Source organism: Limisphaera sp. VF-2, from assembly GCF_049537125.1.
GTDB lineage: Bacteria > Verrucomicrobiota > Verrucomicrobiia > Limisphaerales > Limisphaeraceae > Limisphaera.
Genome location: NZ_JBMVQY010000003.1, coordinates 488,731 through 505,808 on the forward strand (window position 1 = coordinate 488,731; position 17,078 = coordinate 505,808).

The 17,078-nt window shown below is 66.2% G+C and carries 11 protein-coding genes and 1 pseudogene; 7 read left to right on the plus strand and 5 right to left on the minus strand.

Annotated features, from left to right (window positions below; translation table 11 throughout):
• Positions 1 to 213: 213 nt before the first annotated feature.
• From ACPDIT_RS11900 to ACPDIT_RS11915, 4 genes are all read right to left on the minus strand, one after another.
• A complete protein-coding gene (locus tag ACPDIT_RS11900) occupies positions 214 to 1,143 on the minus strand; it encodes a radical SAM protein (RefSeq protein ID WP_423443746.1) in 930 nt (309 codons plus the stop codon).
• Between the two features lie 158 nt (positions 1,144 to 1,301).
• Positions 1,302 to 2,306, minus strand: coding sequence for a phytoene/squalene synthase family protein (locus ACPDIT_RS11905; protein WP_423443748.1), 1,005 nt, complete (start codon positions 2,304 to 2,306; stop codon positions 1,302 to 1,304).
• 157 nt (positions 2,307 to 2,463) lie between these two features.
• Complete coding sequence (argH, locus tag ACPDIT_RS11910; protein ID WP_423443750.1) at positions 2,464 to 3,870, minus strand: argininosuccinate lyase; 1,407 nt, start codon at positions 3,868 to 3,870, stop codon at positions 2,464 to 2,466.
• Between the two features lie 502 nt (positions 3,871 to 4,372).
• Positions 4,373 to 5,662 (minus strand): MBL fold metallo-hydrolase, encoded by a 1,290-nt coding sequence (locus ACPDIT_RS11915; RefSeq protein WP_423443752.1) that lies wholly within the window; start codon positions 5,660 to 5,662, stop codon positions 4,373 to 4,375.
• Between the two features lie 538 nt (positions 5,663 to 6,200).
• Between ACPDIT_RS11915 and ACPDIT_RS11920 the strand changes: the two genes are divergently transcribed.
• The 3 genes from ACPDIT_RS11920 to ACPDIT_RS11930 all read left to right on the plus strand — a co-directional run bounded on the left by ACPDIT_RS11920 (position 6,201) and on the right by ACPDIT_RS11930 (position 9,554).
• The gene (locus tag ACPDIT_RS11920; protein WP_423443754.1) at positions 6,201 to 7,340 is read left to right on the plus strand and encodes an outer membrane beta-barrel protein; all 1,140 of its coding nucleotides are present in this window, start codon (positions 6,201 to 6,203) and stop codon (positions 7,338 to 7,340) included.
• Between the two features lie 113 nt (positions 7,341 to 7,453).
• The gene (locus ACPDIT_RS11925; protein WP_423443756.1) at positions 7,454 to 7,795 is read left to right on the plus strand and encodes a glycogen-binding domain-containing protein; all 342 of its coding nucleotides are present in this window, start codon (positions 7,454 to 7,456) and stop codon (positions 7,793 to 7,795) included.
• A gap of 772 nt (positions 7,796 to 8,567) precedes the next feature.
• Positions 8,568 to 9,554, plus strand: a complete 987-nt coding sequence (locus ACPDIT_RS11930) for a polysaccharide deacetylase family protein (RefSeq protein WP_423443758.1) — start codon at positions 8,568 to 8,570, stop codon at positions 9,552 to 9,554.
• A 16-nt stretch (positions 9,555 to 9,570) separates the two neighbouring features.
• Here ACPDIT_RS11930 and dnaE read toward each other — a convergent pair whose 3' ends face one another.
• Positions 9,571 to 13,239: a DNA polymerase III subunit alpha gene (dnaE, locus tag ACPDIT_RS11935; RefSeq protein ID WP_423443759.1), complete on the minus strand. Its 3,669-nt coding sequence runs from the start codon at positions 13,237 to 13,239 to the stop codon at positions 9,571 to 9,573.
• 209 nt (positions 13,240 to 13,448) lie between these two features.
• On the opposite strand from dnaE, the gene ACPDIT_RS11940 reads away from it, so the two are divergent.
• From ACPDIT_RS11940 to ACPDIT_RS11955, 4 genes and pseudogenes are all read left to right on the plus strand, one after another.
• The gene (locus tag ACPDIT_RS11940; protein WP_423443761.1) at positions 13,449 to 14,213 is read left to right on the plus strand and encodes a response regulator; all 765 of its coding nucleotides are present in this window, start codon (positions 13,449 to 13,451) and stop codon (positions 14,211 to 14,213) included.
• A 14-nt stretch (positions 14,214 to 14,227) separates the two neighbouring features.
• On the plus strand, positions 14,228 to 14,959 hold the full coding sequence (locus tag ACPDIT_RS11945) for a prepilin-type N-terminal cleavage/methylation domain-containing protein (protein ID WP_423443763.1): 732 nt from the start codon (positions 14,228 to 14,230) through the stop codon (positions 14,957 to 14,959).
• Between the two features lie 4 nt (positions 14,960 to 14,963).
• Positions 14,964 to 15,311, plus strand: a pseudogene (locus tag ACPDIT_RS11950) (B-box zinc finger protein); the annotation flags it as partial.
• A complete protein-coding gene (locus ACPDIT_RS11955) occupies positions 15,312 to 16,997 on the plus strand; it encodes a PQQ-binding-like beta-propeller repeat protein (protein WP_423443830.1) in 1,686 nt (561 codons plus the stop codon).
• The last annotated feature ends 81 nt before the right edge of the window (positions 16,998 to 17,078 follow it).

Here is a 17,078-nt window from a genome sequence, read left to right on the forward strand (position 1 = left end):
CAATCTAGCGCGACCCCACGCGCTCAACAGCCGAAAAGCATCTTCGCGGCTGTGCCGGTGAGGTCTCCGACGGGGTCCGTGGAGAGCGCGGTGGCCGCGCCCGGCTCCGCGGGGTCCGGGAACGTGCCGGCATCGGCTGAACGAAAGGTTCGTGGCGAAGGTCCGGCGCGCCCAGCCCGGCGGCTGATGTCGGCCAATGCGGCCGGAGGATGTTTAGAAAACCTCTGCCTTCAAACCGGCCACGACGCGAACGGTCTGGGCGATCCGGGACAGCGAGCGCAGCGGCAGGTGTCCGTAATCCGATTTGGGCGAAGGTCGCGTTGCCGAATAAATCTGCACCAACTCGATTTGAGCGCCCGCCTGTTTCAGTTCCCGCAGGCGGTGGGCAAAGGCCAGGATTTCCTCCTCGGGCGGCTCCTCTCCGCGAATGGAGGGGAACAGGCTCTGGATGATGATGGGCCGTTGTCGTCCGAGGGTCAGGATGTTGTGCAGGATCTTCTCCAGGGGGACATGCACGTTGCTGACCTTGTCCAGATAGGCCTGCGTGCCCCCGTCCAGCTTGGCCCAGATTTCGTCACTGCGGGTGAAGTGGCGCAGCCCGGCCTGGACCTCGGGTCGGTCCAGCTCGGTGGCGTTGGTGATCAGCACCAATTTGAAGAACTCGCGCAGGGCCCGGATGTGAACGACCTCCTCGACCGCCTCGGCGAAGTTGGGACAAAGGGTGGGTTCGCCATCCCCGCTGAGGGCCACGTGCTTGAGCTCCAGCAGTTCGGGGGGCAAGCCCCGGTACAGGGGCCGATCGCGCAACTGGCCGCTGCGGACCCGGTCCAGCGTACGCTGCAGCTCCGCCGCCATCACGCGCACGTCCAGATGCGTCTCCCGCGGCGGAACGTTCCGCTGCACCTCGCAATACAGGCAGTCGAAGTTGCACCGTTTGTCGGGATTCATGTTGATCCCGACCGACAATCCCCGGGCCCGCGGGGAAATCACAACGTACACGAACCGGTTGTCCAAAAAATCCCGGGGCGCGCCAAAGGCCGTCTCGGGCGACAGGGTCGTGCCCCGCGAAGCCGAGGGAGCCGCCGCGGGTGCGGGTTCCGGTGCGCCTGTGGATTTTTCCGTGTCGGTTCGCACGTTTGACACGGCCAACTTATTGGCACTGTTAGTGCGCTCCTACACCGGCTTTGGCAAAAAGCGTGCATTTTTTGACCAGTGGGACTTGTTTTGAAGAGCGCGACAGCCCTGAGAAGGCCGCAGCCATGCGACTCAGGGCTCGAGCGGTCCCTCCGCCCGGCTCGCCCTCAACCACAGGCCCGGGGGAACAGCCGGGCCCAACGCTCCGGCCATGGATAGAGCAGCAGCGTACGAGCAATCCACGCCCGGACCTCCCTCCGCGGCACTTTCACCCGCTGGGCGGGATCCAGGGGATTGACCTGCTGCAGTCCGACCAGGGTCCGCGCGCCAATCAGAAGCGGCCAGGCACAGGCCAGGCGCAGTCGCACCTGCCGTCGCGGCAGATGAAGGGTGTAGTCCCAGCCCAGGGTGAGCGCACGCAACGCCCGTTGCCGCCACTGTTCGTAGCGCGGCTGCAACCTTGGCCACACAGCCGGTTGCCTCAGATCGGTCGGTTGCAGACCGAGGCGATGCAGTTCCTCCAATGGCAGGTAACAGCGGCCCTGGCGCAGGTCGCCCGCGAGGTCGCGGAGGATGTTCACCAGTTGCAGGCCCTTGCCGAACTCCACCGCCTGCTCCAGGACCGCCGATTCGTCCCACGGCATCTCCGGAAACAGGTGCCGACGACACACGCGGGTCCAGAACTCTCCCACGCAGCCGGCCACGCAAAACGTGTAGTGCTCGAGCTCGGCTGCGGTTTCCAGGGCCGTCACGGTCCCCTCGGCCGGGATGCGGCCGAATCGCACCAGATCCGAACGTTGGCCTGCGAGGATCCAGTCGAGCACCTTCCGGACATCGGCGCGGTCCTCGGGAGGGAGCGTTCCCAGCAGGGCGACAGTCCGGGGCCAGTGACGCAGGAGCTCGCATTCCGGCGAGCGGGGTTGACCCGCCAGCCATGTCTCCAGAACCGGCGCTGGCGGTTGATCCGGGTCGAGGATCTGCGCCCGCATGCGATCGAGCACCGCCAGGCGCTCCTCCACCGGCAGGGCGGTCGCATCCGCCACGGTGTCGGTGCTGCGCGCCAGCAGGTAGGCCAGCCCAATGGAGCGGCGCACCCGGCGCGGCAGGGCGCGGAGGCTGAGCCAGAACGAGCGCGACGTGTCACGCAGCAAACGCCAGGCCTGCGGCGTCATGACTCCGGAGTTCCCCGACTGACGGACGATGACCGAGAACGGGCGTGAAACGGACGTTGAGGTCCGGCGAAATCGGAACCCCGGGCAGCAAGAGCCCGCGGGGCTGACGGAATGGGCCGTTGCCCGCGGCCCGCCCAGCCGCGCGTGCGACCGGATGTCATTGCAGCCGTTGCTTCCATCGTTTCAGTTGTCGGGCCACTTCCCGGGGCCCGGGCCCGCCCGGGAGCTCGCGGCGTTGCAGGGCGGCTTTGACCTCGAAGACCCTGAGCATCGAGGGATCGAACAGGGGCGAGAGTGCCTGCCATTCCGACAGCGGCATTTGATCCAGGGGACAGCCCAGCTGCTCGGCGCGTGCCACGGCCGCACCCACCAGGTGATGCGCCTGACGAAACGGGACGCCCCGCCGCACCAGCGCCTCGGCCAGGTCGGTCGCCAACAGCATCGGGTCGGCCACCGCTGCCGCACAGCGCTCCGGTTGGAACTCGACCTGCTCGAGCATCCCCGCCATGAGCCGCGCGCAGGCCCGGACCGTGTCCGCCGTGTCGAACAACCGTTCCTTGTCTTCCTGCAGGTCCCGATTGTACGTGAGCGGAAGGCCCTTGAGCACGACCAGCAATGCCGTGAGGTTGCCGATGACTCGACCGGACTTGCCCCGGATCAGTTCGGCCACGTCCGGGTTCTTCTTCTGCGGCATCAGCGAGGATCCGGTGGTGTAGGCATCCCCGATGCGGATGAACCCGAACTCGGCGCTGTTCCAGAGGATCAGGTCCTCGGCCAGCCGCGAGAGATGCACCGCCAACAGGGCCGCATGCGCACAGAACTCGACCACGAAATCACGATCGCTGACGGCGTCCATCGAATTGGTCGTCAGCCGCGGCCGGCCGCGTCGATCCACAAAACCCAGCTCCCGCGCCACGAAGGCGCGATCCAAAGGCAGGGTGGAACCGGCCAGCGCGCCCGCGCCCAGGGGACAGACGTTCAGCCGCTCGGCGCACTGGGCCAGTCGCTCCCGGTCGCGGTCCAGCATTTCCACGTACGCCAGCAAATGATGGGCCACCGAGACAGGTTGGGCGCGCTGCAAATGGGTGTAGCCGGGGATGAGCACTGCGGCATTTCGCTCTGCCAGTCGCACCAGGGCGCCCATGAGGGCCCGGAGATCGTCGAGCAGCCCGGCAATTTCTTCGCGCAACCAGAGGCGCAGATCGAGCGCGATCTGATCGTTCCGCGATCGGCCCGTGTGCAGTCTGGCCCCCGCCGGTACGCGACGGGTCAGCTCGGCCTCGATGTTCATGTGCACGTCTTCCAGCTCGGGCCTCCAAACAAAGCGACCGGCGGCGATTTCCTGCGCGATGCTTTGAAGCCCGCGCCGGATCGCCCGGTACTCCCGGGTACTCAGCAGGCCGACCTTGTGCAGCATGGCTGCATGGGCCAGGGAACCGGCGATGTCCTGCGCCCAGAGCCGCTGGTCGAAACTGATGGACTGGGTAAACCGGGCCACTTCCTCACTGGGCCCGGTTTGAAACCGGCCGCTCCGGGATATGGGTGATACCAACCGTTTCTTCATGCTCGCAATTGCCGGCACCATGCCGCAGCCGGTCACCAAAGTCACTTTCAAACCGGCTGGCCAGCGCGGCCCAGGCCCGAGCCGGCAATGTCTCCCCGTTCCATCGGCCGACGCCAACGCCCGGCAGGGGATGCCTCGCAGACCCGGCAGAACCACGCGGGAGCGTGAACACTCTCGGTAGGGCCCACGACCCCGGCTCCCGCGGTTCACGCGCAATTCCTCACCTTGACTGTGCGACGGTCCCGGGCCTGGCACGGCTGTCCGTGTCCCGGATGGCATGGGCGGCGCTGCTCGGGGCACGCAAAAAGGCCCGCCGATCGTGCCATTCACCCCGGAGTCGTCCTCGCCGAGTCGATCCCGGCCGCAATTTCAGCGGCACGCTTCGCGCCGCCCGAATGGGGTGGGCCACTCCGACTCCATGGGAGAACCCCGGTTTGTGACAGGCCCCGGCCGGTCGCCTGCTCGGGCCCGGAATTGCCGGGGGAAGCGGAAACCCGGCTGCTCAACGCAAGCCGGCCGCCGGCGCCCACACGAGTTCCCGGCCTTCGCGCGCGGCCGCCACGTGCAGTCGCCCGCCCTGAGCCTTCACCAGGGCCCGTGCATGGGCGGTCAGTGCGTCGATCTGCGCATCGTCGTGGTCCGGGTCGTGATGGAACAGAAAGAGGCGTCGAACCCCGGCGGCCAGGGCGAGACCGACGGCGTCGTCGACGCAGCCGTGCCCCCAGCCGACGCGCTGCTGGTATTCCTGACAGTCGTACTGGGCGTCCAGGATCAGCACTTCGGCTCCTCGACAAAACTCGGTGAGCTGGGCGTCGGCTTGTTCCACGAAAGCAGTGTCATGAGAAGGGGGCGCGCCGGAATGCCGCTGCAACCGGTGCTTGCGCCCGTGCGGTTCGTTGTCCGGCAAATACACCAGCGAACGATTCCCGACGGTCAACCGGTAACCCACGCAAAGGCCGGGGTGATTGGCGCGAGTGACGGTGACACGGACCGGCCCGAGCGTGAAGGTCGAACCCGGAAACTCTTCGATGGTCACATTGGCCGGCAGGTCGGGGAGTCCCACGGGGAAGAACGGGCTTTCCATTTGGTGGTTGAGGACGGTGCGCAGTCCGCGGCGGGCCCCCTTGCAGCCCAGAATCCGCACGCGATGCCGCGGCTCATACAGGGGGGCAAAAAAGGGCAATCCCTGAATGTGATCCCAATGCGTGTGCGTCAGAAGGATCGTCAGCGACAAGGGCCGGTCGCCGAACTCTTCCCGCAGGTGCCGCCCCAGCATGCGCAAGCCCGTGCCGGCGTCCAGAATGAGAATCTCCGGGCCGGCGCGGACCTCGACGCAACTGGTGTTGCCGCCGTACCGCACCGTGCTCCGACCCGGCGTGGGGATAGACCCGCGCACGCCCCAGAAACGCAATCGCGCGGGCAATCCGGATTCGCCAGCCGTCACCGGCGGCAGCGCTGCGAGCAGCTTCTCCCGCGTCAGCGGTTCCCGCAGGACATCGTCGGCACCGGCAGGCGGGGCCGCTGCCGCGGCAGCCCGGGAAGGCGCCGGCAGCAGCAGCAACACCCGCCCATGGGAACCGAGCAATTGTCGCAATCGTCGAAGGACCGGGAACTTCTCGGCGCGGGCCAGGTCTGCGTAACAGAGGACCACCCCCGGCACATGGCGACGCGCCTCCTCCACGGCGCGATCGAGGGACGGTACCAGCACCACTCGATATCCGCAGCTTTCCAGCAATCGGCCGGTGAAGCGGGCGGCGACGGGTCTGTGGTCGACAAGGAGCGCCAGATTCATGCAAACCGCTGACGATCTCTGCGAGGTTCAGCCTATGAGACCGCCCGAAAAAGAAAAGCGGTTAAAATCCGCGAACGAGGGTTTGCCCTGCGCCGGAAACGCCCGCCGCAAAGGGCAAGCGGCTTTTTCCACGCGACGCCGGCAACGTTTCGCCCGGCGGCGTCGATACCCTCGGAGTCCCGGTGGACGCGCGCCTTCAAGTTTGCCCGGATTCCAAGGATGCCAGCGGGGGCGTGGCGCTTTTGTGTGATTCGCCCTGTTTTCTTTTGCACAAACCGCGCAGAATGCGCCACCGACCGGAACGCCGCTGCAGCCGGAAGCCGACATGACATGTTGCGGCAGAGGCACTTCCACCGTGGAGCCCACCCGCGGCACGCCTCCTGCTCCTGAGGCTCGTGCAGTGCCTGGCGCGCGGTGGTTCGGCAGGGAAGCAAGATGCCGCCGGTGCTGGACCGGAGGTCTGCGTTGTTCCTCCGACCTGCCGGACCCGCGCGCCCGGCCCATGGAAACCAAACTCGAGCATCGGAGAACGAACAACATGAAGCTGAAGACGTACACGCGAACGTTGGTGGCCCTGTGCGTGGTGAGTGCTGCGGCCGCACCACGGGCCGAGGAGCAGGCCACTCCGTTGTTGACGGCGCTACCGGCCACCACCCTCAGTGGGTATGTGGACACCTCGGCCGTCTGGTTGCCGGGACCCGGCTCGACCAATGCGCTGCCGGGGCGCTCCTTCGACGGCGCGGACAAGCAGAACGGATTCAACTTGAACGTTGTGTCGCTGGTGTTGGAGAAGCCTCTGGATGAAAGCGATTGGGCCGCGGGGTATCGTGTTCAACTGCTGTTCGGCCCCGACGCCAATACCCTGAGATCATTGTCGACCCTCGGCACGGCCTCCGGAGACTTTGCGATCAAAAACGCCTACGTGAGTTTGCGAGCCCCCGTGGGCCGCGGCCTGACCCTCAAAATGGGCGTGTGGGATACCATCATGGGCCACGAAGTCTTCGAATCCGGCAACAACCCCAATTACAGCCGGTCCTACGGCTATTTTATCGAGCCGATCATTCACACGGGCGTGCTGGCGTCGTACGAGTTGATGGACGGTGTGACGTTGTCGGCAGGGGTTGCGGACGGAGGAGGTAGCAATTCGATCAACGCCCGCTCGGGCATCGACTCGGTGATGAGCTACGTCGGGTCCATCGCGCTGTCGGCACCGGAAAGTTGGGGGGCGTTGTCCGGGACGACGCTGTATTTGGGGGCGATGGATTCCGGACGGCAGGGGGCCAAGGACATGATCAACTGGTTCGCCGGACTCACGGTGCCCCTGCCCTGGGAGGGTTGGTCGGTGGGGGCGGCGTACGATTACCGGGCGCACGGTCTCTTCGACGGTTCGTACGAGAATGCCACCGGCCTGTATGTGATGTGGCAGGCCAGCGAGAAACTCAAGCTGAGCACACGGGCCGAGTACGCCACCGGTTCGGCCGGTGCGTACGGATATGCGGGATCGAACCCGGTCCAGTTGTTCGGCCTGACCGGCACCTTGGCGTACGCCCTGTGGCCGAACACGCTGAGTCGATTGGAACTGCGGTGGGACCACGACCTGAACAGCCGGGGGGAATTCCTGAACGGTCTCGCCAACAATGCCGTGTCGCTGGCGTTGAACGTCATTTATCAGTTCTGAGCAATGAGTGGCAGTGCCGCGCCCGGACCGGGCCCGGGTGAATGGCGTGCCCGACCCGGTCCGGGCCCTTCGCGTTTGCCGGAGACTGAACTGGTTGTAGAGTTTCACTTAAGATGGCTCGTAAACGTCCTGAGACAGGTGGAAAACGAGAGAAGGCGGAACCGGGAACTTCGGCACCGGCGGCCCAAACCGGGGCCGGGATTCCACAAACCTTTCGGTTCACCGCCCCGGATGCCCTGAGTGTTTTGCTGGTGGGCGATTTCACCCATTGGCAAAAGTCGCCCATTCCCATGCACAAGGGTCCGGGGGGTGTCTGGGAGGTGACGGTGCCCCTGGCCCCGGGCATCTACCATTACCGTTTCCTGGTGGATGGCGAATGGCGCGATGATCCGGAATGTACGTTGCGCGTGCCGAATCCTTACGGCTCGCAGAACAACGTTCGGTTTGTGAGTTGATCCCGGAACGCAGGGCTCGTCCGTCAGACCGCGGGCACGGGCGGTCGCGCTCCGGGATTGCGACCGCGTGGGGAAGGGGAAGGCACGAGCAACGCTGGCCCGGATCGGAACGTTGGGGCTCTGCGTTCTGACGTTATTCCGCATCGAAACAGCACCGTGTTGCCTGCGCAATGGCCCGGCTCTCTCGGCGGGCCAACCGTTCCCGAGAAAGTGGTGTTTTCCCCGGGGTAGTGCCGGCGGAGAACCATCGTGCGGGCGTCAGTGCGGGTGCGGGACTTGATCAGGTGCTGAGTCCCTGGCGCATTGCAGGTTTGGATAGGCCCCCCAAGCGCGGCCGGATTCGAGCGTCCTCGATGCGGCAATGCCGATGGGGAGACGGCATTGCCCTGGAATTCTTGAAACACAGGTTCCATGGCTGAAATGGGCCCTCCGACGGTCTCCGGCGAACCCCATTGCGCGTTGAAGGCGCGAGACCTTTATGACACTTGGTGGGTTTGGTGGGAATGAATCTGAGGGGCCGGTGTTGGAACCTTGTTGCTTGCAGGCGTGCCACCGGCAAAGCCGTCGGCGCCGGAGATCCGCTGTCCGGAGCATTTCAGGATTTGGACACCGCGGGCAGCTCGGCGGAATGTAGGACGTCCCCGACGCGCCAAGCTTGGGGCCACGGGCATTGGATGCGTGAATCCGGGGTCAGTCCCCGAATGCGCCCTCCGGTCACCCCAACGGAGTCGACCTTTGACCTTCAGGAGAGCTCGGTGGTAGCTTGCCGCGCATGGAACCGACGGTGCCTTCGCTGAGTCTCCCCGGGTGGTTGGCGTTTGCCGTGGTCGTGGTGGTCGGCTTCTCCGTGGACGGGCAGTCCAGTCTGGCCGAGCGGCTGGGATACAAGGCCACGGACCGGCTCTTGATTGTGAACGGGGACGATCTGGGGATGTGTCACGCGGCCAACGCCGGCACATTTGCGTGTTTGGAACGGGGCCTGATGCGATCGGCTTCCGTGATGGTTCCGTGCCCGTGGTTTCCCGAAGTGGTGGCGTGGGCCCGGAATCGCCCGGGAACCGATGTGGGCGTGCATCTGACGCACACCTCCGAGTGGTCGGTGTACCGTTGGGGACCCGTTTTGCCCCGGGATCAGGTCCCCGGGTTGGTGGACCCGACGGGTTATTTCTGGCGGAGCGTGGCCGAGGTGTATGCGCATGCCACGCCGGAACAGGCGTTGTTGGAGGCCCGGGCGCAGATTCGCCGAGCGTTGGAGGCCGGCCTGGATGTGACGCATTTGGACTCGCACATGGGAACGCTGCAGCTGAATCCGGCGTACATGGAGGTTTACCTGACCCTGGCGGCAGAATTCGATCTGCCCGTGCGCATGGCTTCGGCGGAGACTCTGGCCAGGTTCGGTCAGGCACAGTGGCGACAGCGCTTTGCCGAGCGGGGCATTCTTTTCCCGGACGATTTTGTGTATGAGGACCTGCCCCGGGAACCTGCCGAGGCGAAGCGGTTTTGGATGGACCGGTTGCGTCGGCTCAAGCCGGGCGTCACAGAACTCTACATTCATGCTGCGTTGCCGACCGAGGAGCTCAAGGCCGTTACGGGCAGCTGGGCCATGCGCGCTGCAGAATACGAACTGTTCACGAACGATCCCGATCTGAAGGAGCTGATCCGGCAGGAGGGCATCGTTCTGATCGGGTACCGGCCCTTGCGCGACCTGCAGAGGAAACTGCGCGCGCAGGCTGCGGCGGGGGGATCGCCCGGGCCATAGACGCATCGGGCGTTTCTCAGCCGGACGTGCCGTTGCGCGGCAGGGGGGCGCGGCCGTTGGCTTCGCGGCGCGGGAACCGGGCAGGGCGCTCGGGCGGGGTGAGGTCCACTTTCACGTAGTATCCATTGTTGCCCAGGAGCTGCTCGACGGCGCGCTGGAAGGCCAGGGAGGGTTTGACACGGAAGCGCTCGTGGGCTTCGAGCACGACGGTTTCGCCCCCGGGTCGGATGAAGCAAAGATAGAGCGGGCAGCGGCCCGGGTGGGCTTCCACCAGTTGGCGGATTTCGTCGAGCAGCTCGGGCCGGCTGGTGGCCGGATAAATGCGCAAATGGACCTGTTTGGTGAACCGGGCCGGGGCCTCGTCCAGGGGGATGGCGTCCCAGATGAAGAGCTTAACACTGCCCTCTTCGTTGCTGGTTTCGCCGAGGACCAGCACGGCCGCGTTGGGCTGGAGAACGGCCCGACAGCGCTCGCCGGCCTCGTCGAAGGCCAGCACCTGGACCGTGCCGGTCAGGTCCTCGAGCGTGGCGATCAGATAGGGCCGATTCGTTTTGCGACTGAACCCCTCTTGCACGGAGACGACCAGGCCGCCGAGACGCGTTGCGGTGCGCGGGGGCAACTGCGGAAGATCGGCGGCCGTGGTGAGGCTGTACTGCTCGAGGAGGGGCGCATAGGGCGCCAGAGGGTGGCCGGTGAGGTAAAGGCCCAGCAGTTCCTTCTCGTACGCCAGTAACTGGTGCAGGGGCCACTCCGGCAGTTGCAGGGCGGCTTCCGGGGGTGCAGTGGCTTCCTCCCCCAGCAGACTGAACAGGGAACTTTGACCCCGCTGGCGGTCCGCGTGGACATGGGAAGCCCGGGTAAGAGCGGCATCGATTTGCGCCATGAGGGTGGCGCGGTTGGGGCCCAGACCGTCGCAGGCTCCGGCCTTGATGAGCGCCTCCAGGATGCGGCGGTTCACGGTGCGGGTGTCGGCCCGTTCACAAAGATCGAAGAGCGTGCGGAAAGGTCCCCCGGCCCGGCGGGCTTGCAACAGACTTTGCACGGCCGCCTCGCCGACGCCCTTGATGGCGGCCAGGCCGAAGCGGATGGCCCGGGGCGGCTCCGAAGCCGGCCCGGAGCGCACCGGCGTGAAGTGCACGTCGCTTTCGTTGACGTGCGGGGGCAGGACCTCGATCCCCAGGGACCGGGCTTCGGCGATGTATTCGGCCAGTTTCTCCGTGTCGGCCATGTCGTTGGTCATCATGGCGCAGAGGAACTCGACCGTGTAATTGGCCTTGAGATAGGCCGTTTGGTAGGCGGTGATGGCGTAGGCGGCCGCGTGAGACTTGTTGAACCCGTACCCGGCGAACTTCTCGAGCAGGTCGAAGATCTGGTGGGCCTTGGCGGCCGGGATGTTGTTCTTTTCCATGCAGCCGCGCACGAACGTGTCGCGCTGCTTCGCCATCTCCTCGGGCTTCTTCTTGCCCATGGCCCGGCGCAACAAATCGGCGGCGCCCAGGGAATAGCCGGCCAGCACCTGGGCGGCCTGCATGACTTGTTCCTGGTAGATCAGGATGCCGTAGGTCTCGCGGGCGATGGGTTCCAGCAGGGGATGCTCGTACTCGATGCGCACCTCACCGTGCCGGCGGCGGAGGAATTCCGGGATCAGATCCATCGGGCCGGGCCGGTACAGGGCAATCAACGCGGTGATATGCTCGATGGAGCTGAGCTGGAACTTGCGGCACAGCTCGCGCATGCCGGCCGATTCCAACTGGAACACGCCGAGGGTCTGGGCCTTGTTGAGCAGTTCGTAGGTCTTGGGATCGTCGAGGGGCAGTTGATCGATCGGGATTTCAATGCCGCGGGTTTGGCGAACCAGTTCGCAGGTGTTGCGGATGACGCTGAGGGTCTTGAGCCCCAGGAAGTCCATTTTCAACAGGCCGAGGTCGCCCACCGGTCCCATGGCGTACTGGGTGACGAGGGCTCCGTTTTCATCCTGTTTGAGCGGCAACAGATTCACCAGGGGCTCGGGTCCGATGACCACGCCGGCGGCATGGACGGAGGCGTTGCGGGCAAGGTCTTCGAGGATCTGGGCGGTGTCGATGAGTTCGCGGGTGACCTCCTCGGTTTCGTAGGCCTGGCGCAGCTCCGGGGACAACTCCAGGGCACGGGCCAGGGTGATTTTGGGGTCGTTGGGGATGAGCTTGGCCAGTCGATCGCATTCCGAGTAGCTCAGCCCCATCACGCGGCCCACGTCGCGCACCACACTTTTGGCGCCGAGCGTGCCAAAGGTGATGATCTGGGCGACGCAGTCGCGGCCGTACTTTTGACGCACGTACTCGATGACCTCGGCCCGGCGATCATCCGCAAAGTCGATGTCAATGTCGGGCGGGCTGACCCGTTCGGGATTCAGGAAGCGCTCGAACAACAACCCGTAACGCAGCGGGTCCACGTTCGAGATGCCCAGCAGATAAGTGACCAGCGAACCTGCCGCCGACCCGCGCGCCGCGCACGCGATGCCCCGTTCGCGACTGTGCCGGACAAAGTCCCCCACAATGAGGAAGTAACTCACAAACCCCGTCTTTTGAATGACCGCCAGTTCCGTCTCGATGCGGTCCAGCACCTGTTGAATGGCGGCGCGGACCTCCGGCGCGTCCGGGGGCGGGACCGCCTCCGCGGGCAATTGCGCCAGAGCCGGCAGGGCACGGGGATCCTCGATCCCCTCCACGTGAAACCGTTCCCCCTCCAGGCGCACCCGCATCCCGTAACGCCGGCGCAGCCCTTCGCAGATCCACACCCGAAGGAACTGCTCCCGTGTATAGGGGGGCGGGGGATGAAACACAGGGTAGTGGAGACGGCCGAACTCGATCTCGACATTGCACCTCTCGGCGATCTCGAGCGTGTTGCGGATGGCCTCGGGCACCTCGGCAAACCGGGCCTTCATTTCCTCGGCCGACCGGAGGTGGAATTGCTCGGGTGCATAGCGAAGCCGTTTGGGATCGTTGAGGGTGGTCTGGGTACCGATGCAAATGAGACAGTCGTGCGCGCGCCAGTGATGTTTCTCGAGGTAGTGCACGTCGTTGGTGGCCACGACGGACAATCCAAATTCCCGTGCCCAGGCCAGGAGCTGTCGGTTGACCCGGGCCTGCTCGGGCAGGCCATGATCCTGCAGTTCGAGATAGAAATGCTCGGGCCCAAAGACCTGTCGGTACCAGTCCAGGACCTCCCGGGCGCGGTCGAGCTGGTCGCGCACGATCAACTCGGGGATTTCCGCGGCCAGGCAGCCGGACAGGACGATCAGTCCCTGCCGGTGAGCGGCCAGCAGTTCCTTGTCGATGCGCGGCTTGTAGTAATAGCCCTCCAGGTGCGCGGCCGTGCTGAGGCGAATCAGGTTTTTGTAGCCGGTCTCGTCGCACGCCAGCACCGTCAGGTGATGGTACACGTCGCGTCCGCCGGTGGTGGTGCGTTTCTCGAACCGGCTGCCCGGCGCCACATACATTTCGCAGCCAAGAATGGGTTTGATGCCCCTGGCCCGGGCGGCCTGATAGAAGTCGATGACCCCGTACATCACCCCGTGGTCGGTGATGGCCAGCGCGGGGAATTTCAGGGCATGGGCACGCTCCACCAGCCGGTCCAACCGGCAGGCGCCGTCGAGCAGCGAGTATTCCGTGTGAACATGCAGGTGGACGAAATCCGCGTGCACCATGGCGGGCAGGGTAACGGCGGAAGATTCCCACGGGCAAGCCGGCGCCGGGGCGGGCAGCCCCGCACCGCGCGCGCCGCGGGTACGGAAGCGGGCGGCAACCCTTCCCAAAGATCGACGCGACCGCGCGCCGAAACGGCGACACAGCCCGGAGGAACAGAGCCGGGCAGCGGGTGGGCGCCGTTGACAGGTGGCGAATCCGGGTTTAAGCGATGAGCGACATGAGAGGGGTCGCTTCGTCGGGGCAACCACCGCCGCACGCGGTCCTGGTGGTGGATGGCGAACCGTTGTTGCGGGAGGCGGTGGGGCACTGGTTGAAACAATCGGGGGACTTCACGTTGTGCGGGGAGGCGGAAGAAGCGGCCCAGGCCCTCGAATGCGTGGAACGGCGTCGGCCCGCCCTTGTCGTCACGGAACTGGCGCTGCCCGGCCGGAGTGGTTTGGAACTGATCAAGGATCTGCGCGCCCATCACCCGGAGGTGCGCGTCCTTGTGTTTACGCGATGTGACGAGCGTCTCTATGCCGGACGGGCCCTGCGCGCGGGGGCGCGCGGTTTTCTTTCCAAGCGGGCGCGGGGCGAGGAGTTGCTGGCGGCGCTGCGGCAGGTGATGGCGGGCCGGATTGCGCTTGCCGCGGATCTGGCGCTGCGCCTGCTGGAAGAGTTCACGGGAGTGAACGACGCCGGCGTGGGCGGGCTGGGGCGGCTGACGGATCGGGAGCTGGAGGTGCTGCGCTGGTTGGGACAGGCGCGTACGGTGCGGGAAATCGCCACTCTGCTGCATCTCAGCCCCAAAACGGTCGAGACCCACCGCGTCAACATCATGCGCAAGCTGCGGATTCCGTCCTCGCCCGAACTGCTGCGATTTGCCCTGCAACTGACCGAAGGCGAACTGGGCGCCGGCCTGGCGGCGGCGGTTTCGGGACCCGACGCGGCCGTTCCGCGCCCGGGACGCGGGGCACAGCCCCAGGGAAGCTGAGGGGAGACGCGAAGATGAGCCCGAAAGACCGCCACGGGACCGGCCCGGCTCCGGCAAACCCGGCTGGAGCGGCGGGGCTGCGGCTGCGTCGGGCGTCCGGCCCGGGCGATGGAGGGAAGTCGGCACTCAAACCGGTACGCCATGGCGAGGGGGGCTCGACCGCACGGGCGTTCAGTCTGGTGGAGCTGTTGGTGGTCCTCGTGATCCTCTGCGTGTTGATCGGGCTGAGCTGGGCGCCCGCGCAGCGGGCGGCCGCCCGGCGCGCACGAGAGCACTGCGCCCTGCAACTGAGACAGATGCACGTGGCGTTGGAGCTTTACGCGCGGGACCATGGCGGCGGCTATCCGGCCCTGCCTTCGGTGCGCACTGCGGAACCGGTCCTGAGCCTGTTGGTGCCTCGGTATACGGTGGCCACCGCCACCTTCGTCTGCCCGGCCAGTGGGGATCATCCACCGCCAGAGGCCGTGCCTTTTGCGGCCGGGCGGATCAGCTATGCGTATTACCAGGGGCGGCGTGCGACAGAAGCGGCGCGGGATCCGCTCGTGAGCGATGAGCAAATCAATTCCACGGCGAAAACCCCGGGAGACCCGGTTTTTTCCCCGGACGGCCGGCCGCCGGGGAACAATCACGGTCGGCTGGGGGGCAACGTGTTGTTCGGGGATGGCTCCGTTCGCTTCACTCCACCGGTCGCGGCGTTTCCGCTTCCCTTGGGACCCGGGGTCGCGTTGTTGAATCCCAGGCGATGACCGAATGAGCGTTACGGTCAAAGTTCAGTGTCCGTGTGGAGCGCGGTTCGCTTTTGAGGTCGAGCCGGTCGAAGGGCGCTTGCCGGTGCCTGTACACTGCCCGGAGTGCGGGGCGGATGCCACCGGGCTGGCCAACGCGGCGCTGGCGGGATGGACAGCCGGCGAAGGCGTGACCGCGTCCGAGAGCGGCCGCCCCCGCGTACGCTTGCGCTCGGAGCGTTCGGTGGACATCGCAGCGGCGTCGCCCCGGCCGGGAGAATCTCCCCAAGGACCGGCACGCTGTCCACAGCACCCGGATGAGCCGGCGGTGGAACGTTGCCGAGTTTGCGGGCGACCGATCTGCCGGCGGTGCATGGAGCTGCATGGCTACGTGTGCTCGGTGCTCTGCGCGGGTCGGGCCGAGCGCGAGGGGATCGAAGTGCCCGAGTACGCCGGCCGGAGGGACCGGGTGATCCGGCGCCGTCAGCGCTGGGTTAGGACGGCGGCCGTGGCAGTGGCAGTGTTGGGGCTGGGGACCGTCGGCGGGTGGGTTTGGTCCAAATGGTGGGGAAGCCGACCCCGCACGGTCTTTGTCGCGTCTGTCCAAGCGGATGAATTGAGCTCTTGGGAGCTGTTGCGCCCGGAGGTTCTGTTGTCCTGGAACGCCCGTGAGGCAGTGCTGCGCGTCTTGCCGGAAGGGCGGGTTCTGTGGCGGGTCCCTTGGGAGGACGGGGAGCGCGACGAGTTGCCCCGATTGCTGGCGGATCACCCGTATTTGTGCTGGTTGCGAGGGGCGCGGTTGTTTGCCATCGATTCGCGGACGGGACAACGCCGGTGGCAGGTGGAACTGCCTTCACCCGTGCTCGGGGTGCGGTGGGACGATCAGGCGGCGGTGGCGGTCAGTGGGCAGGGCCGCGGTCCTCGCACGGTCACGCGTGTGGAGCTGGCGACCGGAGCCGCGAAACGCGAGGTGGTGATTCCGACACCGGTGCCGCGGCCGTTGGGAGTTGCTCTGGGTTCGGAGACCCGCCCAGCCCGGGTGCCCACCGCGGCGGATGCCGCCGCCTTCCTCGAAGAGGACCCACAGGAGACAGACACCGCCCCGCCCCGCCACGAGTTCTATCCCGCCGGCGCGGAGGTCGTGGAGTTCCAGACCTGGTTGATCCAGCGCAACATCTCGATTCGGGAGGGGCTCAAGCCAAAGGAAGCCCCCTCGGTGCTCGAAAGCGACCGGCTCACGGCCGGCCGGAGCTGGGAAGCCGTGCGAGAAGCCCTGGATGACCTCCGGCGGGCGCGCACCGGGAGCGTCGTGAAAGAAGACCGAAGCCGTTATGGGGTGCGGCTGCGGCGCTGGATGGGAACCGGGCCCACGGAGTGGACCGGAGAAATCGTGGGGCCGCCGTGGTGGGTGCCGTTGCGGAGTGTGGATGTGTTGCTCGGGGCCACCCAACTCCTGGTGTTCGAAAAAAGCGGTCGGCTCCGCTGGACGGCCGCCCTCGCGTTTCCGGTTTCGCCGGAGATTCTCCAGCAGGCGGAGACGGCGGGTCACGGGTGGCCCTGCCTCGAGGTGGGACCGCATCTTTGCGTGTTCGATCAGGGCATGCTGACCTGCTTCGAGCTGACCACGGGTCGTGTGCGCTGGCGCCTGCCCAGCGTGGGCATCGCTCGGGTGCACGAGCATGAGGGTCGGGTGCTGTACGTTTGCACCACGACCGCCACAGTGGACGACCTGGCCCACCCGTTGCAGGTCAAGCTGTTGGACAAACCGCAGCCGCTGCTGCTCAAGGTGGAGGCTGACACCGGACGGGTGCTGTGGCGACAAGCGCGATTGGCGGATCGGTGTTTTCCCACCGGCTCGTACCTGTACGCATGGTGGTTTTCACGGGGGATGAGCGGGGAGGGGACATTCTTCAACTTGTATCGGTTGGACCCGCGGACCGGCGTCCCGCTGTGGCATGAATATACCGAGCGCTGGCCCCGTCGGCTGGCCTTCCATGCCCACCGGTTTCTGGTGCAGTGGGAAGACCGCATCGAGGTCCGGGAATTTCGTTCCCATTGAGCCGCAGGGCGTTGGATTGAAACAGCACCGGGATCGGGTCACAACCTCGGGCCTGCACGGGCGTCCAGAATCCCGGCCGGG